Origin of the sequence: Streptomyces griseosporeus, from assembly GCF_014656055.1 — a bacterium.
GTDB lineage: Bacteria > Actinomycetota > Actinomycetes > Streptomycetales > Streptomycetaceae > Streptomyces > Streptomyces griseosporeus.
This window is the reverse complement of the sequence record NZ_BNBR01000006.1, coordinates 398,434-421,596: the sequence shown is the minus strand read 5'-3', so window position 1 is coordinate 421,596 and position 23,163 is coordinate 398,434. Positions and strand designations below refer to the sequence as shown.

Annotated in this window: 22 protein-coding genes and 1 riboswitch; of the genes, 11 read left to right on the top strand and 11 right to left on the bottom strand. The window is 71.9% G+C overall.

Features of this window, described 5'->3' with window-relative positions:
• Window positions 1-24 precede the first annotated feature (24 nt).
• The gene (locus tag IE308_RS28495; RefSeq protein WP_190220114.1) at window positions 25-960 is read left to right on the top strand and encodes a carbohydrate-binding protein; all 936 of its coding nucleotides are present in this window, start codon (window positions 25-27) and stop codon (window positions 958-960) included.
• A 123-nt stretch (window positions 961-1,083) separates the two neighbouring features.
• Here IE308_RS28495 and IE308_RS28490 read toward each other — a convergent pair whose 3' ends face one another.
• The 4 genes from IE308_RS28490 to IE308_RS28475 all read right to left on the bottom strand — a co-directional run bounded on the left by IE308_RS28490 (window position 1,084) and on the right by IE308_RS28475 (window position 4,815).
• A complete protein-coding gene (locus tag IE308_RS28490; RefSeq protein ID WP_190220113.1) occupies window positions 1,084-1,440 on the bottom strand; it encodes a peptidase inhibitor family I36 protein in 357 nt (118 codons plus the stop codon).
• A gap of 117 nt (window positions 1,441-1,557) precedes the next feature.
• Window positions 1,558-2,487: a 1-phosphofructokinase family hexose kinase gene (locus tag IE308_RS28485; protein ID WP_190220112.1), complete on the bottom strand. Its 930-nt coding sequence runs from the start codon at window positions 2,485-2,487 to the stop codon at window positions 1,558-1,560.
• Window positions 2,488-2,659: 172 nt separating this feature from the next.
• Complete coding sequence (gene nagA / locus IE308_RS28480; RefSeq protein WP_190220111.1) at window positions 2,660-3,871, bottom strand: N-acetylglucosamine-6-phosphate deacetylase; 1,212 nt, start codon at window positions 3,869-3,871, stop codon at window positions 2,660-2,662.
• Window positions 3,871-4,815: an ROK family protein gene (locus IE308_RS28475; RefSeq protein ID WP_190220110.1), complete on the bottom strand. Its 945-nt coding sequence runs from the start codon at window positions 4,813-4,815 to the stop codon at window positions 3,871-3,873. The genes nagA and IE308_RS28475 overlap by 1 nt, the downstream gene beginning before the upstream one ends.
• Before the next feature lie 127 nt (window positions 4,816-4,942).
• Here IE308_RS28475 and IE308_RS28470 point away from each other — a divergent pair, with 127 nt between their 5' ends.
• The 3 genes from IE308_RS28470 (at window position 4,943) to otsB (ending at window position 7,744) form a co-directional block, all read left to right on the top strand.
• Entirely contained in the window at window positions 4,943-6,223 is a 1,281-nt protein-coding gene (locus tag IE308_RS28470) for an ABC transporter substrate-binding protein (protein WP_444545360.1), read from the top strand.
• Between the two features lie 18 nt (window positions 6,224-6,241).
• Window positions 6,242-6,469, top strand: coding sequence for a DUF3263 domain-containing protein (locus IE308_RS28465; protein ID WP_110628880.1), 228 nt, complete (start codon window positions 6,242-6,244; stop codon window positions 6,467-6,469).
• A 426-nt stretch (window positions 6,470-6,895) separates the two neighbouring features.
• The gene (gene otsB / locus IE308_RS28460; protein WP_190220108.1) at window positions 6,896-7,744 is read left to right on the top strand and encodes a trehalose-phosphatase; all 849 of its coding nucleotides are present in this window, start codon (window positions 6,896-6,898) and stop codon (window positions 7,742-7,744) included.
• On the opposite strand, the gene IE308_RS28455 is transcribed toward otsB, so the two are convergent.
• On the bottom strand, window positions 7,732-9,129 hold the full coding sequence (locus tag IE308_RS28455) for an alpha,alpha-trehalose-phosphate synthase (UDP-forming) (RefSeq protein WP_190220107.1): 1,398 nt from the start codon (window positions 9,127-9,129) through the stop codon (window positions 7,732-7,734). The two genes, otsB and IE308_RS28455, sit on opposite strands and share 13 nt — an antisense overlap.
• A gap of 119 nt (window positions 9,130-9,248) precedes the next feature.
• Entirely contained in the window at window positions 9,249-10,193 is a 945-nt protein-coding gene (locus tag IE308_RS28450) for a glucosyl-3-phosphoglycerate synthase (protein ID WP_110636655.1), read from the bottom strand.
• Between the two features lie 158 nt (window positions 10,194-10,351).
• A riboswitch (SAM riboswitch) is annotated at window positions 10,352-10,494 on the top strand.
• An 18-nt stretch (window positions 10,495-10,512) separates the two neighbouring features.
• Between IE308_RS28450 and thrC the strand changes: the two genes are divergently transcribed.
• From thrC to IE308_RS28425, 5 genes are all read left to right on the top strand, one after another.
• Entirely contained in the window at window positions 10,513-11,796 is a 1,284-nt protein-coding gene (gene thrC / locus IE308_RS28445) for a threonine synthase (RefSeq protein WP_110628877.1), read from the top strand.
• Complete coding sequence (locus IE308_RS28440; protein WP_110628876.1) at window positions 11,793-12,068, top strand: MoaD/ThiS family protein; 276 nt, start codon at window positions 11,793-11,795, stop codon at window positions 12,066-12,068. The genes thrC and IE308_RS28440 overlap by 4 nt, the downstream gene beginning before the upstream one ends.
• 411 nt (window positions 12,069-12,479) lie before the next feature.
• Window positions 12,480-12,683, top strand: a complete 204-nt coding sequence (locus IE308_RS28435; RefSeq protein WP_004986573.1) for a cold-shock protein — start codon at window positions 12,480-12,482, stop codon at window positions 12,681-12,683.
• Window positions 12,684-13,004: 321 nt separating this feature from the next.
• The gene (groL, locus tag IE308_RS28430) at window positions 13,005-14,627 is read left to right on the top strand and encodes a chaperonin GroEL (protein ID WP_110628875.1); all 1,623 of its coding nucleotides are present in this window, start codon (window positions 13,005-13,007) and stop codon (window positions 14,625-14,627) included.
• Window positions 14,628-14,834: 207 nt separating this feature from the next.
• Window positions 14,835-16,016 (top strand): NADH:flavin oxidoreductase, encoded by a 1,182-nt coding sequence (locus tag IE308_RS28425; RefSeq protein ID WP_190220106.1) that lies wholly within the window; start codon window positions 14,835-14,837, stop codon window positions 16,014-16,016.
• Here IE308_RS28425 and IE308_RS28420 read toward each other — a convergent pair.
• From IE308_RS28420 to IE308_RS28410, 3 genes are all read right to left on the bottom strand, one after another.
• Entirely contained in the window at window positions 16,009-16,602 is a 594-nt protein-coding gene (locus tag IE308_RS28420; protein WP_190220105.1) for a hypothetical protein, read from the bottom strand. The genes IE308_RS28425 and IE308_RS28420 overlap by 8 nt on opposite strands.
• Complete coding sequence (locus IE308_RS28415) at window positions 16,599-18,491, bottom strand: DUF6571 family protein (RefSeq protein WP_229909197.1); 1,893 nt, start codon at window positions 18,489-18,491, stop codon at window positions 16,599-16,601. The genes IE308_RS28420 and IE308_RS28415 overlap by 4 nt, the downstream gene beginning before the upstream one ends.
• 157 nt (window positions 18,492-18,648) lie before the next feature.
• Complete coding sequence (locus tag IE308_RS28410) at window positions 18,649-19,128, bottom strand: hypothetical protein (RefSeq protein ID WP_190220104.1); 480 nt, start codon at window positions 19,126-19,128, stop codon at window positions 18,649-18,651.
• A 264-nt stretch (window positions 19,129-19,392) separates the two neighbouring features.
• On the opposite strand from IE308_RS28410, the gene IE308_RS28405 reads away from it, so the two are divergent.
• Window positions 19,393-20,856 carry an MFS transporter gene (locus IE308_RS28405; protein WP_190220103.1) on the top strand — a complete coding sequence of 488 codons (1,464 nt, stop codon included), beginning with the start codon at window positions 19,393-19,395 and terminating at the stop codon, window positions 20,854-20,856.
• A gap of 6 nt (window positions 20,857-20,862) precedes the next feature.
• Here IE308_RS28405 and IE308_RS28400 read toward each other — a convergent pair whose 3' ends face one another.
• Complete coding sequence (locus tag IE308_RS28400; protein ID WP_110628869.1) at window positions 20,863-21,444, bottom strand: hypothetical protein; 582 nt, start codon at window positions 21,442-21,444, stop codon at window positions 20,863-20,865.
• Between the two features lie 97 nt (window positions 21,445-21,541).
• Between IE308_RS28400 and IE308_RS28395 the strand changes: the two genes are divergently transcribed.
• On the top strand, window positions 21,542-22,195 hold the full coding sequence (locus IE308_RS28395) for a class I SAM-dependent methyltransferase (RefSeq protein WP_229909195.1): 654 nt from the start codon (window positions 21,542-21,544) through the stop codon (window positions 22,193-22,195).
• Here IE308_RS28395 and murQ read toward each other — a convergent pair.
• Window positions 22,176-23,135 (bottom strand): N-acetylmuramic acid 6-phosphate etherase, encoded by a 960-nt coding sequence (gene murQ, locus IE308_RS28390; RefSeq protein ID WP_190220101.1) that lies wholly within the window; start codon window positions 23,133-23,135, stop codon window positions 22,176-22,178. The two genes, IE308_RS28395 and murQ, sit on opposite strands and share 20 nt — an antisense overlap.
• Between the last annotated feature and the right edge of the window lie 28 nt (window positions 23,136-23,163).

Below are 23,163 nucleotides of genomic sequence, written 5' to 3'. Positions count from 1 at the left end.
GCACCTGTTGAGGAGTACGAAGGGATGACGCCCGGCAACAACGGCCCTGGCACGCCTGAGGACGACGACCCGTTCGGTTACCTCTACGCCGACGGCCAGGCCAGGGGAGCGCAGCCGCCCTCCGGTGGTTACGGCTACCCCAACTCGGTCAGCCGGGTCCGCACGGTCGGGGAGCGGCAGTACGGCCAGCAGCAGCCCACCGCGCCCTACGGCCAGGTCCCGCCGCAGCAGGGCGCGTACGGCAGGCCGAACCCGCACTACGCCGCCCCCGAGACGCTGCCCGGCGGCGGCGCCCCCACCGCCCCACAGCAGCCGGCCCGTGGCGGCTCCGGCCGGGGCCGCGGCCCCAACACCAAGGGCCTGCTGATCGGCGCGGTCGCCGTGGTCGCGGCGGTGGTCATCGGCATCGGCGTGGCCATGATGAACGGCTCCGACGACAAGAAGACCGACACCGACGCGGGCCCGACCCCCACCCAGTCCCAGCCCACCGAACCGAGCCCGTCGGCGAGCAACAGCGGCGACGCGGAGGCGGAGCTGCCCAAGATCGACGCGAAGGCCCTCCGCCTGGCGGGCGGCACGGCCCTCGCCTCCGACGTGAAGGGCGCCCAGGCCGACGGCGGCGTGTACGTGACCGGGTTCAACCAGGTCGGAGCCACGGTCACCTGGACGGTCAGCGACATCAAGGAGGCCGGCACCTACCGCCTCTACGTGCGCTACGGCATCCCCGGGGTGGACGCCAACGCGACCCTGGCGGTCAACGGCACCCCCAACACCAGTCCGCTGAACATGAAGAACTTCGGCGGGTCGCCCGCGGGCGACTGGGAGAAGGGCTGGAAGACGACCTGGGCCATCGTCAACCTGACCGAGGGCACCAACACCATCGAGCTGTCCTGCCAGCAGGGCAACCAGTGCAACGCCAACCTCGACCAGCTGTGGCTCACCGGGAAGGACGGAGCGTAGGGCCGCTCAGGCCGTGCTCGCCTCCACTCTCACCGATCACTCTGGGTGCAGTAAGGCCCTGACACCGGAACGGTCCGCCCGTACAGCGGTGGACCGTTCCGGTGAGGCTCGGGCTATTCGGAATCAACCGCCGTAGACCGCAATCCCGGTCACGGTGCCGTGGGTGTCGTCCGAGTAGGTGTGCGGCTTCAGAGTGACGAGCTTGGTGCCGACTCCACAGCCGGTTCCCGGGGTGATGTGCCAGAACTCGATGCGGTAAGACGTCTGGTTCGAGACCGACCGGGCCGTGTCGAAGGGATAGCAGCCGGGCGCCAGGGAGAGGACGGTCCTGGTGCCGGTCCTGTTCTTCCCCGACCACCCGCAGACCTTCCCCTGCGGGCAGGTGTTGGGATCGGCCGCCACAGCCGGTGTGGCAAAAACGCCGCTCAGCAACGCGCCGGCCACGGCCATCGTCGTCAGGCTCTTCTTGAGCATGCTCATGTGATGTTCCCCTTGCATCCTTCGGTGCTGGTCATACACCGAACAAATGATCATCCGATCATTTCGCTGACCTGCGTGCAAGGGTGTTTCTCGGTCAGGCGGCTCCGGTCATCGTGCTCACGCCGCGTGCGCCTCGGTCGTCACCGACACCTGGGCCAGGAGCTTCTCGTAGGTGCGGTGGTCGAACTCGCCCGCCGTCGGGGACGTCACCGTCGCCGCCGACAGGGCCACCGCGCGGGCCAGGCGGTCCGGCCAGGGCAGGTGTTCCGCCTCGGCGGACAGCAGGCCGGCGACGGCCGAGTCGCCCGCGCCGGTCGGGTTGCCGCGCAGCCGGACCGGCGGGGTGGCGCGCCAGCGGCCCTCCGGGGTGACCGCCAGCAGGCCCTCCGCGCCGAGCGAGGCCACCACCGCGCGGGCGCCTCGGCGGCGGGCGTCCTGCGTGGCCCGCAGCGGCTCGTGCGAACCGGTCAGCTCGGCCAGCTCGTCGGCGTTCGGCTTGATCAGGTCGGGGCGGGCCGCGACCGCGCGGCGCAGCGGCTCACCGCTGGTGTCCAGCAGGACGGGGACGCCCGCGGCGCGGGCCGTGCGGACCAGCCCGGCGTACGCCCCCACCGGCAGCCCCGGCGGCAGGCTGCCGCACAGGGCGACCGCGCTCGCCGACGCCAGCAGTGCCTCGTACCGGTCCTGGAAGGCGTTCCACTCGACCGGCGTGATCGCCGGGCCCGGCTCGTTCAGCTGGGTGGTGTCGCCGGACTCCTCGTCCACGACGGCGATCGTGCGGCGCGTGGCCCCCGCGGCCGGCACCAGGGCGTCGGCGACGCCCGGCGTCGCCGTCAGCAGCTCCTGGACGACCCGGCCGGTCGCGCCGCCCGCGAAACCGGTGACCGTCACCTCGTGGCCCAGGGCCGCCAGGACCCGCGCCACGTTCACGCCCTTCCCGCCCGGCCGCTCCAGGACTTCGGAGACCCGGTGGGAGGCGTGCGGGCGCAGGGACCGTACGTGATAGGTGATGTCGAGAGCGGTGTTCAGCGTGACCGTCAGGATCACCCGGGCCGACCTCCCCCGAGAACGAGAACGAGAACGAGAATGAGAACTGAACTGGAACGGGGACAGCACCAGAACGGTTGGTGATGTGGGGTTTCCCGGGCCCGATCATGCCAAAGAGACGGCGGTCGGCCCAGTCCCCGGACCGGCCACCGTCTGCCGTGAGGTGGAGGAATCAGCCCAGTCGGGGGGCAACCACCCAGGTGCCGCGGCGCATCACGCCCCGCACCTCGAACTGTTCGTCCAGCAGGACCAGGTCGGCGTCCTTGCCCGGCTCCAGGGAGCCGACGCGGTCGGCGAGGCCGAGGAGACGGGCCGGGTTGGCCGACAGGGCCGCCACCGCCGCCTCCACCGGGAGCCCGTCGACGGTCACCGCCCGCTTGAACGCGCGGTCCAGGGTGAGCGTCGAACCGGCGATCGAGCCGCCTTCGACCAGACGGGCGACGCCGTCGGCTACCTCGACCTCCAGCGGGCCGAGCATGTAGCGGCCGTCGCCGAAACCGGCCGCGTCCATCGCGTCCGTGATGAACGCGACGCGGTCCGCGCCCGCGTGATGGAACGCCAGTTCCAGCGCGGCCGGGTGCAGATGCACCCCGTCGTTGATCAGCTCGACCGTGACCCGCTCGTCCTCCAGCAGGGCCGCGATGGGGCCGGGCGCGCGATGGCCGAGCGCGGGCATCGCGTTGAACAGGTGCGTGGCGACCGTGGCGCCCGCGTCGATGGCCTGCACCGTCTGCTCGTACGTCGCGTCCGTGTGGCCGATCGCCGCGATCACGCCGTGCTCGGCGAGGAGGCGTACGGAGTCGATGCCGCCCGGCAGTTCCGTGGCGAGCGTGACCATCTTCGCGTGGCCGCGCGCCGCGTCGACCAGCTTGCGCACCTCCGCCGGGTCAGGGTCGCGCAGCAGCTCCTCCGAGTGCGCGCCCTTGCGGCACGGCGAGATGAACGGCCCCTCGAAGTGGATCCCCGCGATGTCGCCCTGCTCGGCCAGCTCCGACAGCAGGCCAGCGCGGTGGGTGAGGAAGTCCATGTCGCCGGTGACCGTGGAGGCGACCAGGGTGGTGGTGCCGTGCCGGCGGTGGGTGGCGATGCCGGTGAGGACCTCCTCGACGGTGCCGGAGGTGAAGGACGCGCCGCCGCCGCCGTGGTTGTGCAGGTCGACGAAGCCCGGGACCAGGTAGTGGCCGGACACGTCGACGACCTGGGCGTTCTCGGGGGCCGCGGCGGAGATGCGGGTGCCGTCCACGACCACCTGGCCGGCCTCGACCGGTCCGGAGGGCAGGACCACCGTGGCCCCGGAGAGGACCAGGGGGGTGCGGTCCGTCGCCGGCTGCGGGATGTCCGTGGTTCCTCGCGCAGTTCCCCGCGCCCCTGGGGCGGTTGCCATCAGGCCGTCTCCTCCTTGCGGTCGGTGGTGCCGAGCAGGTCCCAGGCCAGGAGTCCGGCGCCCAGGCAGCCCGCCGTGTCGCCCAGGGCGGCCGGGACGATCTCCGGCAGTTTCTGGAAGGTGACCCGCTGCCGGACGGCGTCCCGCAACGGTGTGAACAAGGTTTCCCCCGCCTCCGCGAGCCCGCCACCGATGACGATGGCGCGGGGGTCCAGCAGGGTGAGCGCGGTGACCAGACCGTCGGCGAGGGCGTCCACGGCCTCCCGCCAGACCCGGACGGCGTTCGGGTCACCGGACGCGACGGACTTCGCGCAGTCCGCGGCGTCCGCGTCCGGGTCGCCGCTCGCCGCCGCCCACGCCTCGCTGACCGCGGCGGCGGACGCGTACCGCTCCAGACAGCCGCGCTGCCCGCACGGGCACGGGGTGCCCCCGGGGCGTACGACGACATGGCCGATCTCGCCCGCACAGCCGTGCGCGCCCGCCTCCACCCGGCCGCCGATGCCGATGGCGCCCGCGATGCCGGTGCCGAGCGGTACGAACAGGAAACGGTCGGCGCCCTGGCCCGCGCCGATCCGGCCCTCGGCGAGCCCGCCGGCCCGCACGTCGTGGCCGAGGGCGACGGGGATGCCGCCGAGCCGCCGCGCGAGCAGCTCGCGCAGCGGTACGTCGCGCCAGCCGAGGTTGGCCGAGTACGCGGCGATGCCGTCCCGCTCGTCGACGATGCCGGGGACGGCGACGCCGGCCGCGCTCGCGGGCTCGCCGAGGTGCTGCTCGCCGTGGGCGCGCAGGTCGGCGGCGAAGCCGAGGACGGCGTCGACCACCGCGTCCGGGCCGCGCTCGCGGCCGGTGGGCCGGCGGGACTGGTGCAGCAGCTCGCCGTCCGCCCCGACCAGGGCGGCCTTCATGCCGGTGCCGCCCACATCCAGGGCGATGACGTGTCTCACGGGAACAGTGTGGACCTAGGACCCGCAAGAGGTCTAGTCCACTTGCATGGTGTAGACCATAATCCGGTATTCGGAAACAGGTGGAGACCGGTCGGTGGCCGGCCGGTGAGGGTTGGGGAACGGAACGGTGCAGCGGGAGCGGCGGGCGCAGAGGTTCGGTACGGGGGCTGTCGCGGTGGGAGCCGTCATCGGACTGACGGCGGTGCTCGGGGGCTGCGGGGTGACCGGTGGCGACGACGTCACGCTCAGGCTCGTCGCCGCGGACTACGGCGACAGCGCGGCCAACAGCACGCAGAAGTACTGGGACGACCTCGTCGCCGCGTACGAGGCCGACCACCCCGACGTGAACATCGAGGTCAGCGTCTACTCCTGGAACGACGTCGACCGCAAGGTCAAGGAGATGGTCGACGCCGGGCACGCGCCCGACATGGCGCAGATCGGCGCGTACGCCGACTACGCGGCGGCCGGGCAGCTCTACCCGGCGTCCGAGGTGCTCTCCATCCCCACGCAGGCCGACTTCGCCTCGCAGTTCGTGGAGGCGGGGGAGGTGCGCGGGGAGCAGTACGGGATTCCGTTCGCCGCGTCGACGCGGCTGCTCTTCTACAACAAGACGCTGTTCCGGAAGGCCGGCATCACGCCGCCCACCAGCTGGAGCGAGCTGGCGGCGGACGCGGCCGCGCTGAAGGCGGAGGGCGTGAAGTACCCGTACGCGCTGCCGCTCGGGCCGGAGGAGGCGCAGGCCGAGACGATGCAGTGGCTGCTGAGCGGTGGCGGCGGGTACACCGACACGGTCAACTCCTACGCCATCGACTCCGCGCAGAACATCGACACCTTCACCTGGCTGAAGAACGAGCTGGTCGGCAAGGACCTGACCGGGCCCGTCGCGCCGGGGAAGCTCAACCGGGCCGCCGCGTTCGCCGCGTTCGCGGACGGGGAGGTGGGGATGCTGAACGGGCATCCCTCGCTGATGAAGATGGCCGCGAAGAAGGGCGTGAAGTTCGGCATGGTGCCCATGCCGGGGGTCAACGGGCCGAGCCGGTCCGTGATGGGCGTGGCCGACTGGATGACGGCGTTCCGGCAGAACGGGCACCGGGAGGAGGTCGGGGCGTTCCTCGACTTCGTCTACAACGACGAGAACGTGCTCGCCTTCTCCCGTGAGTACGACCTGCTGCCGGTGACGACGTCCGCGTCCGCGGTGATGTCCTCGTCGCCGCAGGACCGGGATCTCGCGCCGTTCCTGGAGCAGTTGCCGGTGTCCGAGCTGTATCCGGTGGGGAAGACGTCGTGGGCGGCGGTGAGCGCGGACATCAAGCGGCGGATCGGCTCCGCGGTGCAGGCGGGGGGCAGTCCTTCGGGGGTGCTGCGGCAGTTGCAGACGGCGGCTACGGCGGCGCAGGCGGCGGAGTAGGCGCGCTACCGTTCCGGTATGGAAGAGCTGGGTGCGAGGGAGTTGGGGATCCTGGCGCTGGAACGGCGGCCGTTCGCCGGCCCGGGCGCGAAGGAGCGGGCGATCCGTGAGGAACTCGGCCTGTCCCCGGTGCGCTACTACCAGCTCCTGAACGCCCTGCTGGACGACGAGCGGGCGCTGGCGCACGATCCGGTGACGGTGAACAGGCTGCGCCGGGTGCGGGACTCGCGCCGCACGGAACGCTGAGGCCGGTGGGGGCTGGGCGCGGGGTCGCCGGTGCGGGTGGGTGGGTGGTTGCTCGCGCAGTTCCCCGCGCCCCTATATGCCTGCGGCGGCCCGCTTCTGTGGGTGGGTGGCTGGTGTTGCGCCGTCTGCTGGTGGGTGGGTCGGGGCCGCGCCGGGGGGTATCCGTCCTCGGTGCGCCGCTGGGTACGGTCAAATTCGTGCCGCTTCTTTCCGGCGCCCGCTGCGGGCGGACACCCCCCGACACGTCCCCTTCCCGCCGTCGGCGGCTGTCCCACTCAGCCCACTGAGCTGCGGGCAGTCGTGCCGCTGGGGCGGCACGGGTGGGCGCAGCGGCACCCCGTTGGCGCCGGGCTGCGCGAACCGCCTCCGGCCGGCCGCAGTGCAGGGTGCAGGTTCAGGGGAGGCCTCGGTGGATAGGGTCACCGCATGGGCAGTCAGCATGTAGACGACCTTCCGAGTCCGCGCACCCCGCAGGGGCGGGACGGGCTGAGCAAGTTGCTCGCGGAGCCGGCCCGTGCCGTGGTCGCGCTGGACTTCGACGGGACCCTCGCGCCGATCGTGCCGGACCCGGACCGGGCCAGGGCGCACCCCGACGCCGTACCCGCGCTCGCGGCGCTCGCCCCGAAGCTCGCCGCCGTCGCCGTGGTCACCGGGCGCCCCGCCGAGGTGGCCGTGCGGTACGGCGGGTTCGCCGGCGTGCCGGGGCTGGAGCACCTGTCCGTGCTCGGGCATTACGGCGCCGAGCGCTGGGATGCGAGGAGCGGGCAGGTCAGCGCACCGCCCCCGCATCCGGGCGTCGCCGCCGTACGGGCCTGGCTGCCCGGGGTGATCGAGTCGGCCGGGGTCGCGGACGGGGCCTGGGTGGAGGAGAAGGGGCGGGCCGTCGCCGTGCACACGCGGCGGGCCCAGGATCCGCAGGGCGCGTTCGACGCGCTCCGCGAGCCCCTGACCGCCCTCGCCACCCGGCACGGGCTCATCGTCGAGCCCGGCCGGATGGTGCTGGAGCTGCGCCCGCCCGGCATGGACAAGGGCGTCGCGCTCACCGAGTACGTCCGTGAGCTGGGCGCCTCCTGCGTGCTGTACGCCGGCGACGACCTCGGTGACCTGCCCGCCTTCGCCGCCGTGGAGAAGCTCAGGTCGGACGGCCTGCCGGGGCTGCTCGTGTGCAGCGGCAGCAGCGAGGTCAGCGAGCTGGCCGAGCGCGCCGACCTCGTGGTCGACGGGCCCGAGGGGGTCGTGCGGTTGCTCGCGGCGCTCGCCCGTCAGCTGGGCTGAGCCCCGCGCAGCGCCTGCAGCTGGTCCAGGAACCACTGCTTCGGCGGGAGGGCAGTCGCCGCCGCCATGAGGCGCTTGGCGCGCTCGGCCCGCTCCCCGGCCGGCATCGTCAGCGCCTCGTGCAGCGCGCGGGCGGTGCCGGTCACGTCGTACGGGTTGACGACCAGCGCGTCCTCGCCCAGCTCCTCGTACGCCCCCGCCTCCCGGGACAGCACCAGCGCGCAGCCCTCGTCGGAGACGACCGGTACCTCCTTGGCGACCAGGTTCATGCCGTCGCGGATCGGGTTGACCAGGGCCACGTCCGCCAGCCGGTAGGCGGCCAGGGAGCGCGCGAAGTCGTCCTTGACGTGCAGCACGACCGGCGTCCAGTCCGGGGTGCCGAAGGCGTCGTTGATCTCCTGCGCCACCCGCTGCACCTCGGCCGTGTAGTCGCGGTAGACGGCGAGGTCCTGCCGGGAGGGGTAGGCGAACGCCACATGGACGACGCGGGTGTGCCACTCCGGGTGCTCTTCGAGGAGGGCGCGGTAGGCCAGCAGGCCCCGGACGATGTTCTTCGAGAGTTCCGTGCGGTCCACTCGGACGATCGTCTTCCGGCCCTCGCCGATCTCCTCGCGCAGGCCGCCCATGCGCTCGTTCACGTCCTGTTCGTGGGCCCTGCGGCGCAGGAAGTCCGCGTCCGCGCCCAGACCGTGCACGCCGATCTCCGTTCCCCCGAGCCCGTCCGCGAACCGCTCCGCGCACGCCGTGAACGCGTCCGCCCAGCGGCGGGTCAGGAAGCCGAGGCGGTCCGCGCCGAGCATGCCGGTCAGGACCTGGTGGGCGATGTCGTCGGGGAGCAGCCGGAAGTACTCGGGCGGTGCCCAGGGGGTGTGTGAGAAGTGGGCGATGCGCAGGTCGGGGCGGAGCGCGCGGAGCATGCCGGGGACCAGGGTCAGGTGGTAGTCCTGGACCAGCACCGCCGCGCCCTCCGCCGCCTCCTCGGCCAGCGCCTCGGCGAACGCGCGGTTGTACGTCTCGTACGACGCCCACTGGCGGCGGAACTCCGCGTCGAAGACCGGCTCCAGCGGCGTCTGGTACAGCATGTGGTGGACGAACCACAGGACCGAGTTGGCGATGCCGTTGTAGGCGTCGGCGTGGACGTCCGGCGGGATCGGCAGCATGCGGACGCCCGGTTCGCCCACGCCCTGCCGGACCGCCTCGCGATCTCCGTCGGAGAGCGCCGAGCAGACCCACAGGGCGCCCGCGTCGGGTCCGATCGCCGACAGGCCCGAGACGAGACCGCCGCCGCCGCGTTTCGCGCCGAGCGAGCCGTCCTCGCGCACCTGATACGAAACCGGGCCGCGGTTGGACGCGACCAGTACCTCAGCACCGTGCGTGGAAGCCATAGCCCTCAACCTAGCCCGGCCCGGAAACGCTCAAACGTACGGGCCGGTCTCCCCGGCCATGCGGGCAATTCCGTATACGACCGGCGGAATCCCGGGTGCCGCCGGGTTGCGGACACGCCCTACGCCACCTTCCGGGCCGCGTACTCCGCGATCTCGATCATCGGCGGGCGTTCCTCGGTGTCGACGGAGTACGTGCGGGGCTCGAAGCCGTCCTCGCCGCGTTCGAACTGGGTCAGGGCGGGGCGGATGAGGTGGCCGCGGGCGAGGCGGAGCTGCGCGGTGCGGTAGATCGCCGCGGCCATCCGGCCGAGGGCCTGGCCGTCCTGGTGGCGGTGCTTGCGGACGCCGACGTCGACCTGGGCGAGGGCGTCCAGGCCCACCAGGTGCAGGGCGTCGATCAGCATGCCCAGCTCGACGCCGTAGCCGACGGGGAAGGGGAGTTGTTCGAGGAGCGACCGGCGTGCGGCGTACTCGCCGCCGAGGGGCTGGACGAAGCCGGCGAGCTGCGGCCAGTGCATGTTGAGCAGCGGGCGGGCCATGAGTTCGGTGACCCGGCCGCCCTGGCCGGCCGCGCCGGCGAGCGGGCGGTCGTACATGCCCTTCACCAGGTGCACACCGGGGTCGGTGAGCAGCGGGCCGACGATGCCGGAGACGAAGTCGGAGGAGAACTCGCGCAGGTCGGCGTCGATGAAGCAGACGATGTCCCCAGTGGTGACGAGGAGTGAGCGCCACAGGACCTCGCCCTTGCCGGGGACGGCCGGGATGCGCGGGAGGATGTCGTCGCGGTGGACGACCCGGGCGCCCGCCGCGGCGGCCACCTCGGCGGTGCGGTCGGTGGAGCCCGAGTCGACGACGACGAGCTCGTCGACGAGCGGGACCTGCTGCATGAGGTCGTGGCGGATCACGGCGACGATGTCGCCGACCGTCTCCTCCTCGTTCAGGGCGGGCAGGACGACGGAGACGGTCTGGCCGGTGCGCTGCTTCGCGGCCAGGATCTGGTGCAGCGGGCGATCGGTCGCGGACCAGGAGCGGGTGGTCAGCCAGCGCTCTACTTCGGCAAGCACGGTCTGCGGCTCCTCACTGTCGTGATCACACCGGGTGACCGTGTGATCCATCTCGCGCTTCGGACGACTATCTCAACTGTCCTGGCCTTCGGTTACAGTCTTGAACAACGCCGGTGACCATCGCATGTCGGGGTGGCCCCGCGTTCACAACCACATACCGCTCATCCAGAGGGGCAGAGGGACACGGCCCGATGAAGCCCCGGCAACCCCCCTGATCACCGGACTCGTTCACGCGAGGCTCCCGGCCAGGGAAGGTGCCAATTCCGTCTCACGGCGAGATGCGTCGTGAGGAAGATGAGGAGAAAGGGCCTCGCCTCACATGGCTGTGCAGACCGCTGCAAGCACCACCGACTCCACCGTCGACCTCGGCCCGGCCGCGGCCCTCAGCTGCCGCGAGTGCGGCCACCGCGTGCCCCTCGGCCCGGTCTTCGCCTGCGAGGAGTGTTTCGGCCCGCTGGAGATCGCGTACGACTTCTCCTCCTACGACACGGAGGAGCTGCGCAAGCGCATCGAGGCGGGACCCGCGAACATCTGGCGTTACGCCCCGCTGCTGCCGGTCCCGGCGGACGTCGCCGAGAAGCCGAACCTGAACCCCGGCTGGACCAAGCTCGTCAAGGCCGACCACCTGGCGCGTGAGCTGGGCGTCACCGGCGGGCTGTACGTGAAGGACGACTCCGGCAACCCGACGCACTCCTTCAAGGACCGGGTCGTCGCGCAGGCGCTGGAGGCCGCGCGCGCCTTCGGGTTCACCACCCTGTCCTGCTCCTCCACCGGCAACCTGGCCGGCGCCGTCGGCGCCGCCGCGGCCCGGGCCGGCTTCCGCTCGTGCGTGTTCATCCCGCACGACCTGGAGCAGGGCAAGGTCGTCATGGCCGCGATCTACGGCGGCGACCTCGTCGGCATCGAGGGCAACTACGACGACGTCAACCGCTTCTGCTCCGAACTGATCGGCGACCCGGCCGGCGAGGGCTGGGGCTTCGTCAACGTCAACCTGCGGCCGTACTACGCCGAGGGCTCCAAGACGCTCGCGTACGAGATCTGCGAGCAGCTCGGCTGGCGGCTGCCCGACCAGATCGTCGTGCCGATCGCCTCCGGCTCGCAGCTCACGAAGATCGACAAGGGTCTGCAGGAGCTGATCAAGCTGGGTCTGGTGGAGGACAGGCCGTACAAGATCTTCGGCGCGCAGGCCGAGGGCTGCTCGCCGGTCTCCACCGCCTTCAAGGCCGGGCACGACGTCGTCCGCCCGCAGAAGCCGAACACCATCGCCAAGTCGCTGGCCATCGGCAACCCGGCCGACGGGCCGTACGTCCTCGACATCGCCCGGCGCACCGGCGGCGCCGTGGAGGACGTCACGGACGAGCAGGTCGTCGACGCGATCAAGCTGCTCGCCCGCACGGAGGGCATCTTCGCGGAGACCGCCGGCGGGGTGACGGTGGGTGTGACCCGCAAGCTGATCGAGAACGGTGTCCTCGACCCCACGAAGACCACGGTCGTCCTGAACACCGGCGACGGCCTGAAGACCCTCGACGCGGTGGCCGGCACCGGCCTGACCGCCACCATCCGCCCGAACCTGGACTCCTTCCGAGAGGCTGGCCTCGCATGAGCGTGACCGTCCGCATCCCCACCATCCTGCGCACCTACACAGGCGGGCAGGCCGAGGTCGCCGCCGAGGGCGCGACCCTGTCCGAGGTCATCTCCGACCTGGAGAAGAACCACACCGGGATCGCCGCGCGCGTCCTGGACGACCAGGGCAAGCTGCGCCGGTTCGTGAACGTGTACGTCAACGACGACGACGTCCGTTTCGAGCAGGGTCTGGAGACGCCGACGCCGGACGGCGCGGGCGTGTCGATCATTCCGGCCGTCGCCGGCGGCTGAGCGTCACCGACAGTTCCCCGGATTGCCCCCTCCGTAAGAGAAACGGAGGGGGCAATTCTGCGTGATTGAGCGCGGTAGAGTTGGGGAACACGGCCCCGATCGCTGATCGGCGGGCCCTGGATTCCTGCCGCGAGCCCGACAAGAAGCAGCCAAAGTGTGCGTGTCTTTCGCGGCTTTTGTGTTTTTTGTGGCGCCCGACTTGACCTGAATTCAGTGGAATTCTCACTACATTCCGGACCGTGCGCGTCCAGAATTCTCGTCCGATTGACCTGTTGCAGACGGCAGTTGGACAGATACATTCAGCCGCGGTCGACGCGTTCCGGCGCACGCCCCCGCTGACTGGGGGGTGAGGTCTGACCCGGATCCGCGAAGTGTGGATCTGTGCAAGGGCCAGTAATAGGGGAGTTAGGCATGGCTCAGGGCACCGTCAAGTGGTTCAACGCGGAGAAGGGGTACGGCTTCATCGCGGTCGACGGTGGTGCGGACGTATTCGTCCACTACAGCGCGATCCAGATGGACGGCTACCGCACCCTGGAAGAGGGCCAGCGGGTCGAGTTCGAGATCTCGCAGGGCCAGAAGGGCCCGCAGGCCGACATGGTTCGCGTCACCGCCTGAACGTTTCTACGACGAGGGGCCCGCACCGGCACAGGGTGCGGGCCCCTCGCCATGCCCGGGGCAGGCCCCGGAACCCGGACCGGTTCCGCTGTTCGCGGGGGGCGGAGCGGCCCGCCGGATCCCGGGAGGCGCTTGCACTCGATGGGGGCGAGTGCTAATCATTGGCGTTAGCACTCTGAAGGTGAGAGTGACAGTGAAGGACCGGGTCGGTGAGGCCCGCGGGCCGGGTGGGGCAAGGAACCACGAGGCCGGCGAGCCGTCCGTCGCGGGCGCGGGCGCGGTCCGAAGGAATCACCCCCAGTCCTGGAGGGACCACTTCACATGGCCAAGATCATCGCGTTCGACGAGGAGGCGCGGCGCGGCCTCGAGCGCGGCATGAACCAGCTCGCGGACGCCGTGAAGGTGACGCTCGGCCCCAAGGGCCGCAACGTCGTCCTCGAGAAGAAGTGGGGCGCGCCCACGATCACCAACGACGGTGTCTCCATCGCCAAGGAGATCGAGCTCGAGGACCCGTACGAGAAGATCGGCGCCGAGCTGGTCAAGGAAGTCGCCAAGAAGACGGACGACGTCGCCGGTGACGGTACGACCACCGCGACCGTTCTCGCCCAGGCGCTGGTCCGCGAGGGCCTGCGCAACGTCGCCGCCGGCGCCAACCCGATGGCTCTGAAGCGCGGTATCGAGAAGGCCGTCGAGGCAGTCTCCGCCGCCCTGCTGGAGCAGGCGAAGGACGTGGAGACCAAGGAGCAGATCGCCTCCACCGCCTCCATCTCCGCCGCCGACACCCAGATCGGCGAGCTGATCGCCGAGGCCATGGACAAGGTCGGCAAGGAAGGCGTCATCACCGTCGAGGAGTCCCAGACCTTCGGTCTGGAGCTGGAGCTCACCGAGGGTATGCGCTTCGACAAGGGCTACATCTCGGCGTACTTCGCCACCGACATGGAGCGTATGGAGGCCGTCCTCGACGACCCGTACATCCTGATCGCCAACTCCAAGATCTCCTCGGTCAAGGACCTGCTCCCGCTGCTGGAGAAGGTCATGCAGTCGGGCAAGCCGCTGCTGATCATCGCCGAGGACGTCGAGGGCGAGGCCCTGTCGACCCTGGTCGTCAACAAGATCCGCGGCACCTTCAAGTCCGTCGCCGTCAAGGCCCCGGGCTTCGGTGACCGCCGCAAGGCCATGCTCGGCGACATCGCCATCCTCACGGGCGGCGAGGTCATCTCCGAGGAGGTCGGCCTCAAGCTGGAGAACGCGACCCTGGACCTCCTGGGCCGCGCCCGCAAGGTCGTCATCACCAAGGACGAGACCACCATCGTCGACGGTGCCGGCTCCTCGGACCAGGTCAACGGCCGTGTGAACCAGATCCGCGCCGAGATCGAGAACAGCGACTCCGACTACGACCGCGAGAAGCTGCAGGAGCGCCTGGCGAAGCTCGCCGGCGGTGTCGCGGTCATCAAGGCCGGTGCCGCCACCGAGGTGGAGCTGAAGGAGCGCAAGCACCGCATCGAGGACGCCGTCCGCAACGCGAAGGCGGCCGTCGAGGAGGGCATCGTCGCCGGTGGTGGCGTGGCCCTGCTGCAGGCCTCCCAGGTCTTCGAGAAGCTGGAGCTGGAGGGCGACGAGGCGACCGGTGCCCAGGCCGTGAAGCTGGCCCTGGAGGCCCCGCTCAAGCAGATCGCCGTCAACGCCGGCCTCGAGGGCGGCGTCGTGGTGGAGAAGGTCCGCAACCTCACCCCGGGCCACGGCCTCAACGCCGCGACCGGCGAGTACGTCGACCTGGTCGCCGAGGGCATCATCGACCCGGCGAAGGTGACCCGTTCCGCTCTGCAGAACGCCGCCTCCATCGCCGCGCTGTTCCTCACCACCGAGGCCGTCATCGCCGACAAGCCGGAGAAGGCCGCGGCCCCGGCCGGCGGCGGCATGCCGGGCGGTGACATGGACTTCTGATCGGCCCCAGGGTTGATCACCAGTTCTTGAGTGCCTGAAGGGCGGCACTCCCCGCAGCGCGGGGGGTGCCGCCCTTCGGCGTGTCAGCGGTGGCGGGACGCGACTGCGGCGAGGCGGGCGGTCGGCCCGTGGCCCAGATCACAGGCATGGGGGGCCGGGGGCGGAATCCGCGGACGCCCATGGTGGTTTGCTTAAGTCGGTGCAACAATGCGCGTGCACATACCGTCTGGTCTCACAGTCCCCCACCCCCGAGGAGCCCACGTGACCGCCGCCGAATCCGCCGTGAACCGGGCCGCCGAGGTCCTCTCCCGGCCCGTCACCCTCAACGGCCTCACCGTCCCGAACCGCATCGTCATGGCGCCCATGACCCGCATGTTCTCCCCGGGCGGCGTCCCGGGTGAGGACGTGCTGTCGTACTACGCGCGCCGCGCCGCCGCCGGCGTCGGGCTGATCGTGACCGAGGGGACGTACGTCGGGCACGACTCGGCCGGGGAGAGCAGCCGGGTGCCGCGGTTCCACGGCGAGGAGCAGCTCGCGGGCTGGGCGAAGGTCGCCGACGCCGTGCACGCGGCCGGCGGGATGATCGTGCCGCAGCTGTGGCACATCGGCATGGTCCGCAAGGAGGGCAGGCCGCCCTTCGCGGACGCCCCCGTCGTCGGCCCCTCCGGGATCCGCACCGACGGCACCGAGGGCGCCGGCAAGGCCATGACCCAGAAGGACATCGACGACGTCATCGGCGCGTTCGCGCAGGCCGCCGCCGACGCCGAGCGCATCGGCTTCGACGGCGTGGAGCTGCACGGGGCGCACGGCTACCTGATCGACCAGTTCCTGTGGGCCGGCACCAACCGGCGTACCGACGCCTACGGCGGCGACCCGGTCGCCCGGACGAAGTTCGCCGCCGAGATCGTCGCCGCCGTACGGGAAGCGGTCTCGCCGGAGTTCCCCGTCATCTTCCGCTACTCGCAGTGGAAGCAGGACGCCTACGACGCCCGCCTCGCCGAGACCCCCGAGGAGCTGGAGGCCATCCTGACCCCGCTCGCCGCGGCCGGCGTCGACGCCTTCCACGCCTCCACGCGCCGCTACTGGCTGCCGGAGTTCGACGGCGCCGACCTGAACCTGGCGGGCTGGACCAAGAAGCTCACCGGCAAGCCCGCCATCACGGTCGGCTCCGTCGGCCTGAACGGCGACTTCATCAAGGCCTTCCAGGGCCAGGGCGCCGAGGTCGGCGACCTCGACAACCTCCTCGACCGGCTGGAGCGCGAGGAGTTCGACCTCGTCGCCGTCGGCCGTGCGCTGCTCCAGGACCCGCAGTGGGCCGAGAAGGTGCTCGCCGGCCGCTTCGACGAGCTGCAGCCGTACGACGCCGCCGCGGTGAACACGCTCAGCTGACGCCGGATCCGCCGGACCCGGGGGTGCAGCCCTGCGCCCGCGCCGCCGCCGGGAACCAGGACTTCAGGAACGCCAGCAGCGCGTCCCTGCGGTCCTCGGTCCCGGCGGGCACCGGGTCCTCGCCCTCCAGCTGGACGAGGCCCACGAAGTCGTGCGCCCGGCCCTGCCAGGTGCACCGCGCCGCGGCCTTCGCCCCGCGGTCGGCCACCGCGGCCGTGTCCCCGGCCCCCTTGACGAGGGCCGGGTTCCCGAGCCGCCTGAGCCCCCGGTCCGCCAGGGACACCGCCCGCGCACCGGTGCCGGGGTCGGTGACGTCCCCGGCGAGGTAGAGGACGGGGGAGCCGTCCACGCTCACCCGGCAGGACACGCTCCCGGCGCCCTTGTCGGTGCGGCGGTCGGCCACCTTCCCGTCGCCGGGCAGCAGCGGCGCGAGCGCGTCGGCGTCCACGGGGACGCCGCACACCCGGCCGGGCACGGCGCGGTCCCCGGAGTCCCCGCACCCGGCCACGCCGACCGCCAGCACCCCGGCCGTCACGGCCGCCACCAGCGCGCGCGTGCCGCCGCGCCCGACGCGTCGCGGTGTCACTTGCCCACCAGCCCCTGTGCCCGGTTGTTGCCGTCGAACGCGGCACCGTTGATGTCGTTGGTGATCGTGTAGCGGTTGCCGCCGTCCAGGTGCCCCTGGTTCGCGGCGATCCACTCGTCCGCCAGGGCCTGGAGCTGGCGTTCGCGCGCGGTGAAGGTGTCGCCCTTCATCCGCTGGTTCTCCTCGTTGATGCGCTGCTCCTCGTCCTGCTTCCACGCCTCCACGGCGAGGCCGACGCCCTTGTCGACGACACCGTCGACCACGGGGATGAAGCTCACCGCGGCGCCGACGCCGCTCTCGACCCACTTCGCCGTCCAGGTCGGGTCGTCCTTGTCGACCTCCAGCGCCTGGTAGCGGGCCTCCTCCAGGAAGCCCATCGTGGCGCCGGCCCGCAGCAGGGTCTCCCTCGGGTCGTCCGGCCGGTCGTAGCGGATGTCCCGGACGATCTCGTGGGTGAGGCCCTCGTTGAGCATGCCGTAGGCGGCCTGGTCGCGGGAGATCTGCTTGGTGACCTCCAGCAGCTGCTTGCGGTCCAGCTGCCGCGGGTCGTTGTCGTCCGCGGCGAGCGAACTCATCGTGTGGTGCACGGAGTCGCCGTGGTTCGCCAGGATCTTCGCCATGTCGTCGCGGAACTCGGCCGGGAAGTCGTCCTTCGTCTCGGCGAGGATCGCCAGCGACCGGTCGAGGACGGCCCGGTGGCCGTCGGTGTGCTCGACGAAGCGGGCGTTCGGGTCGTTGGGGTTCATGCCCGTGGCGGCGGCGAGCAGCGCCCGGCCGGCCGCGTCCTTCGCCTCGTTCGGGCCGTCCTTGAACGGGCTGTCGTCGAAGTAGGGCCGGTCTTTCAGCACCCAGCGGGCGTTGTCCTGCGGCTGGTCGTCCCGGAAGAACTCGGTCGCCGCGTCCGGGCTGTTGGACAGGGCCGTCATGAAGCCGGACATCGGGTCCAGGCCGCGCTCCTCGCCGATGAAGTTCGTCTTGAACGTCGGCTCCATCTGGTAGAAGCGGTCCGGGATCTTCATCTCCTTCTCCGTCGCGACGAGCTTGTCGCCGTAGCGGTTCAGGAACGTGTTGTCCCAGTCGCCGGTCCGCATCAGGTTGCTCATCATCTGGAAGCCGTAGACGTCACCGCCGCGCTGGGTGAACCGCTGGTCGCTGAGCTGGATCAGCTGGTCGGACCAGGAGCGCATGGCGGGCGAGTCGGACTGGGTGGCCCCGGCGAGCGTCATGCCGAGGTTCTTCTGCAGGTCGGCGAGCTGGCCGAGGCGGGCCCGCTGGAGGCCGCCGCCGTCGCTGCCGTCGGACAGGTCCGCCCAGAAGTCCATCGTGCCGCGCGGGCCCAGCGTCGTCGCGAACTTCTCCTGGAACAGCGGGTCCGCCCGGTGGGCCGCCAGCAGCCGGTTGGCCTCGTCGAACTCCTCGGGCGACATGTCGTCGCCCTTCTTCATCAGGTCCGCCACGCGCTGCGCGTCCTTCAGGGACTGCGCCGCCGCGTCCCGGTCCGCGAACGAGGCGTCGGAGAACCCCAGCTCGGACTGGCCGACGATGATCTTCAGCGCCTCCGCCGCGGTGCTGTCGCTGGTGGTGGCGTCGCCGAGGATTCGCGCCACCTCGTCGCGCAGCGCGGTCATGTCCTCCGGCGTGTGCTCGGGCGGGGCGTGGCCCTCGGCCGCCCGGTCCGGGTGGACGTTCATGGTGACCGTGAAGGTGCCGTTGCCGGTGTCCATCACGGTCAGGTTCTTCTTCAGGCCGTTGTCCAGGGTCGTCTTCAATCGGTCGCGGTGGCCGACGAGTTCGTCGTGCGTGTCCTGGAGGATGTTGCGGACCGTCTTGGCCTGGCTGTACGCGTCGGAGAACTCGCCGGCCGTCTTGGTGATGAACTCCCTCGACACCTGGGAGTTCACCCCGGCCCAGTCCGCCTTGTCGGCGAACCCCTTCAGGCCTTCCGCGGCCTCCCGCTGCAGGGCTCCAGATTGGTCACCAGGGTGTTCCAGTCGGCGAGGGCCGTCGCCAGCTTGCCGAACTCGCCGAAGCGGAGGGTGTTGAGGTTCATCGGCTCTCCGGGTTGGCCGGGTTCTCGTCGAAGCCCTTGTCCAGCTCGGCGATCGAGCTGACCAGGCCGATGACGTGGTACTCGTTGCCCTGGTGCACCTTGCCCGAGAACTCCATGTGGTTGGAGATGTGCGCGCACGCCTCCGTCAGCGACCGCAGCTGCTTCTGCCACTGCTGGTCGACGCGGTCGAGGGCGTCCCCGAGCGCGAAGCCCTGGGTCTTCAGATCGGTCGCGGCGCCGCCGGTGCTGGCCTCCGCGACCTTGCCCTGGGTGCCCAGCTTGTCGAAGAGCTGGAACGCGCGGTCGCCGATCGCCGCGAGGTCGTCCTGGCCGACCTTCAGATCACCGAAGGAGGTCTTGCTGTTCCCGCCGCCGTCGCTGCCGCCGCCGTCCGGCGGCAGATGGTCGATCTGCATGCCCGTGGCGTGCCGCTGCGCCGCCTCCGCCTTGAGCTGTTCCCATTCGTCCCACGCCATGGCCCCCGTTGCTCCTTGCTCGGATCGTCCGGTTCGTCGCTCGCGTCAGTCGTACCTTGCCCCAGGGGACGCCCGCGGGGGGTGATTCGGCTCCCAGCGCGGCGCATCTCCCCATGGAATGTCCAGAAGCGGAGGCGGTCACGCCGGTAGGCGCCCACCCTTGCCTCGGCGTTGTTTAAGTCAAGCAACTGACTTAAAGTTGCCTGAGTCAAGCACCTGCGCCCGTGGCGCCCTGCGACGCGCCGCACCCGAGGAGGCTCCGCCATGTCCGACGTCCCCGCCGTGTCCCCGCCGCCCAGGCCCAACGCCGTGGTGGCGGTGCTGGCCCTCGCCGGGATCGTCGTGTCGCTCATGCAGACGCTCGTCATCCCGATCGTCCCCGAGCTGCCCCGGCTGCTGCACGCCGACGCCTCGGACACCGCCTGGGCCGTCACCGCCACCCTGCTCGCCGCCGCCGTCGCCACGCCGGTCATGGGCCGCCTCGGCGACATGGTCGGCAAGCGCCGCATGCTGCTCGTCAGCCTCGTCCTGCTGGTCGCCGGGTCCGTCGCCGCCGGCCTCAGCGACTCGCTCGCCCCGATGATCGCCGGACGGGCCCTGCAGGGCCTGGCCTCCGGTGTCATCCCGCTCGGCATCAGCATCATGCGCGACGAGCTGCCCGCCGAACGGCTCGGCTCCGCCACCGCCCTGATGAGCGCCTCCCTCGGCGTCGGCGGCGCCCTCGGCCTGCCCGCCGCCGCGCTCATCGCCGACAACCTCGACTGGCACGCCCTGTTCTGGACCTCCGCGGGCCTCGGCGTCGTCGCCACCGGCCTGGTCCTGGCCCTCGTACCGGAGTCCAAGGTGCGCACCGGCGGGCGCTTCGACGTCGTCGGCGGCATCGGCATGGCCGTGGGCCTGGTCTGCCTGCTGCTCGGCGTCTCCAAGGGCGCCGACTGGGGCTGGGGCAGCGGCACCACCCTCGGGCTGTTCGCGGCGGCCGTCGTGGTGCTGCTCGCCTGGGGCCGGTGGGAGCTGCGGACGCCGCAGCCGCTGGTGGACCTGCGCAGCACGGCCCGCCGCCAGGTGCTGGTCACCAACCTCGCGTCCATCGCCGTCGGCTTCGCCATGTTCGCGATGTCCCTGGTGATCCCGCAGCTGCTCCAGCTGCCCGAGACCACCGGCTACGGCCTCGGGCAGTCCATGCTCGCGGCGGGCCTGGTCATGGCCCCCTCCGGCCTGGTGATGATGGCCACCGCGCCCGTCTCGGCGGCCGTGTCCCGGGCCCGCGGCCCCAAGGTGACCCTGATGATCGGCGCGCTGATCGTGGCCGCCGGCTACGGCCTGAACATCGTCCTCATGGACGCCGTCTGGCACTTCGTGCTGGTCTCGTGCGTCATCGGCGCCGGCATCGGCTTCACCTACGGCTCGATGCCCGCGCTCATCATGGGCGCGGTCGACCCGTCCGAGACGGCCGCCGCGAACAGCCTCAACACGCTGATGCGGTCCATCGGCACGTCCACCGCCAGCGCGATCGCCGGTGTGATCCTCGCGCAGATGACGACCAGGCTCGGCCCGGTGTCCCTGCCGTCCCGGGAGGGCTTCCGCACGGTGCTGGCGGTCGGCGCGGGCGCGGCGCTGCTGGCGTTCGCGGTGGCCGCGTTCATCCCGCGGCAGCGGACGGCGGCGGAGGCCCCGGCGGCGGCCGGCGGGACGGACGAGGCGGAGGTCTCCGAGGTCACCGCCTGAGCGGCCTCACAGGTTGCCCATCGGCTCGATGTCCACCTTCACCGGCGTGCCCCACACCCGCAGCACCTCGTAGTCGGTGAACTCGTGCACCAGCCGGTACGCCATCGCGGGCCGGGGCCCGCGCCGCTGCGCCGCCAGGTACAGCTCGGCCTCGCGGCGGTCGTGGCGCGGGGTGCCACACAGCTGCCACTCGCGGCCGTTCCACATCTCCGCCAGCCAGCGCTGCTGCGGCTGCGGCCGGTCGCCGCGCACGCCGTAGCGGGTCGGCGTCCGCTCGACCGGCTCGGCGAGGCCCCGCGGCCGGGCGTAGGAGCCGCCCACCTCCGCGCGGCGGGCGGCACGGCGCCGGGTCTCGCACAGCAGGCACAGATCCGGGGCGCTCTCGTCGACGGGCCCCTGCGGGTGCTCGGCGCAGCGCGTGCTGGGCGCGCCGCCGGTGACACTGTCCTCCAGCAGGTCCAGCGCACGCCGCAGATCCGCCCTGACCTCGTGCAACTTGGCGTCGGGGGTGTCGGCGGACAGGGACTCGCCGTGCTCCCCGAGCAGCCGGAGGGCACGGCCCAGGGCGGTGAGCTGGGCGTGGTTCATGCACCCAGTGTGCCGTGCCGGCCCCCGGACGGGGGATCCGGCCGCCGGTCACCGGGAGCGGCCTACGCTGTCCCCGTCGACGAAGGGCAGGGCGAGCGTGAGCGCGGACGGGCGGCCCGCCGGCGGGCAGCGGGCGCACTGGGAGCGGACGTACACCGAGCACCCGGGGATGTACGGCGAACAGCCCTCCGCGGCCGCCGTGCACGCCGCGGGGATCTTCCGCGCGCACGGCGTGCGGGACGTCCTGGAACTCGGCGCGGGGCACGGCCGCGACGCGCTGTTCTTCGCCCGGCAGGGCTTCACCGTGCACGCCACCGACTTCAGCCCCGCCGGGATCGGGCAGCTCCGCGAGGCCGCCCGGCGCGCGGGACTGCCGGTGACGGCCGCCGTCCACGACGTACGGCAGCCGCTGCCGCTGCCCGACCGCTCCGCCGGAGCCGTGTTCGCGCACATGCTGCTGTGCATGGCGCTGTCCACCGCGGAGATCCGCGCGCTCGTCGCCGAGGTGCGGCGGGTGCTGCGGCCCGGCGGGGTGTTCGTCTACACCGTCCGGCACACCGGCGACGCGCACTTCGGCGCGGGCGTCGGGCACGGCGACGACATCTGGGAGCACGGCGGCTTCGCCGTGCACTTCTTCTCCCGCGCCCTCGTCGACTCGCTCGCCGAGGGCTGGGTGCTGGACGAGGTGCGCCCCTTCGAGGAGGGCGAGCTGCCGCGCCGTCTGTGGGAGATCACCCAGCGGATCCCCTGAGGGCCCTCGCCGCCTCCAGTGCCGTGCGCAGTCGGCCGCCGGACTCCTTGAGCAGGCGGGTGGCCTCGGCGGCGTCGACGCCGCTCAGCAGGAGCAGGACGGCGTTCTTCACCTCGCCGTCGGTGGCGGCCAGCGCGGCCTCGATCTCGGCCTCGCCCGCGCCCGTGGCCTGCGCGACGATCCGGCGGGAGCGGGCGCGCAGCTTGTCGTTGGAGGCGCGCACGTCGACCATCAGGTTCCCGTACGTCTTGCCCAGCCGGATCATCGTGATCGTCGAGATCATGTTGAGGACCAGCTTCTGCGCCGTGCCCGCCTTCAGCCGGGTCGAGCCGGTGATCAGCTCGGGCCCGGTGACGATCTCGATGCCGTGCTCAGCGGCCGCCGCGAGCGCGCTGCCCTCGTTGCAGGCGAGCCCGACGGTCAGGGCGCCGAGCGCGCGGGCGTGCGTCACCGCGCCGACGGCGTAGGGGGTGCGGCCGGAGGCGGAGACGCCGACCACCGTGTCGTCGGGGGTCAGGCGCAGCGCGTCCAGGTCGGCCCGGGCCAGCTCCGGGTCGTCCTCGGCGCCCTCGATCGAGGTCAGCATCGCCTCCGGGCCGCCCGCGATCAGTCCGACGACCTGCCCGGGGTCGGTGTCGAACGTGGGCGGGCACTCGGAGGCGTCCAGCACGCCGAGCCGGCCGGCGGTGCCGGCACCGGCGTACACCAGCCGGCCGCCGCGGGCCATCCGCTCCGCCACGGCGTCGATCGCGGCGGCGATCTCGGGCAGCCGCGCGGCGACCGCGGCCGGGACGCGGGTGTCCTCGCCGTTCATCAGGCGGGCAATGTCGAGGGTGGGCAGCCGGTCGATGTCGGCCAGCTCGGGGCGGAAGGCCTCGGTGCTGAGCGCCGACAGTTCCGGCAGGAGGTCCCGGGGGTCGGAGGTGGAGGAGGAAGTCATGAGGGGGGCGGCTCTCTTCGGGTCCTGG